The following is a 1,324-nucleotide window of genomic DNA, read 5'->3' as shown; positions in this document are numbered from 1 at the left end:
CGCCCGGGTGCCGGCAGCGGCGGCGGATGGTCCTGTGTCGGTCACGCCGGTTCGCACGCCGGTCCAGGTCACGCCCGGCAAAGCCGGCGGCTTCCGGCCGCGCGAGGGCAATTCGATCTACGATCGCGCCTACAATGTGAAGGGCACGAATACCTATCTGCAGGAGCTCGAGCTCACGATGCTGCAGGATCAGTCGGCGGTCTATGACGCCTACAAGGACGATCCGGTCCAGCTCGAGAAGGCGATGGGCGAACTGCTGCAGGCGCACATGACCGATCATGTGTTTTCCGAGATCGCGCCCGAGTATCAGAACGCCTTCCAGAAACAGGCATTCGTGCGCGTGCAGCGGGCAAAGGACGCTTTCGACGAGCGCAAGCGGGCGCAGGACAAGGTAGATTATCTCGGCCGCGTCGACACGCTCGAGGGGCAGAAGAGCCAGACGATCGCCGGCCTCGATCCGAATGACGAGAATGCCGCGACCGTGCTTTCGAACCTGCAGGGATCGATCGACGCGCACTACGACGCCGGCGTCGCGCGTGGCATCATAAGTCCGGCCGAGGCCGAAACCTACAAGCGCCGAAGCCGATCGGAAGGGGTGACCGGCTTCTATGTCGGCCAGGCGCAGAAAATGAAGGCCGACGACATCAGATCGATGCGGGCCGAGATGACGAAGGATTACGCCGCCGGCGAGCTCGAGGGGGTGACGGCCGACGACTGGGACCGGATCGACAAAGGGCTTGCGTCGGCCGAAAGCGCCAGGCGCACGCAGGACGGCAAGGCGGATGCGGATCTCGCCAAGCGCGGCGAGGAAATCGCCAAGCGCGTTGCCCGCGGCCTGCCGGTCGACCCTTCGGAAATGAGCCGTTTCCAGATGGATGCCGGCACCGCGCCGAAAGGCAAAGAGATCGTCGCCTCGACATTAACGCGGCTGAAGCTCGCCGAGGCGGTCCGGACCCAGCCGATCGGCGAGGTGGAAAAGGCGCTGCCTAAGATCCTCGGGGAGGGCGCATCGCCCGAAGATTACGACTTTGCGAAAAAGACGGTGGCCGAGCAGCGAAAGGATCTGCAGACGGATCCGATCGGCGTTGCCGAGCGCTTCGGCATCCTGCCGGTCTCGCCATCGCTTCCGCTTGACGGCGACGTGGATCCGGACGCGATCTCCGGCGCGTTTTCCGAGCGGATCAACCAGGCGCGGGCGGCGGCGTCGCACTTCGGCGTGTCGCCCAAATTCTTCCGGCCGGGGGAGGCCGAGCAGATCCAGGCCGCCGTCGTCACTGATCCGGACAAGGGACTGTCGATTGCGGCCGGCCTGGTCGATGCCGCC

Annotated in this window: 1 protein-coding gene; it reads left to right on the top strand. The window is 65.4% G+C overall.

All coding sequences use genetic code 11. The annotated features are described in order from the left end of the window. Positions 1 to 34: 34 nt before the first annotated feature. Positions 35 to 1,324 (top strand): hypothetical protein (locus tag MOV76_RS39165; RefSeq protein ID WP_247266600.1); only part of this gene is annotated, 1,290 nt, incomplete at its 3' end.

The organism is Rhizobium sp. PRIMUS64, from assembly GCF_023006465.1.
Taxonomy (GTDB): Bacteria; Pseudomonadota; Alphaproteobacteria; order Rhizobiales; family Rhizobiaceae; genus Rhizobium; species Rhizobium leguminosarum.
This window is presented reverse-complemented; position numbering and strand designations above follow the sequence as displayed.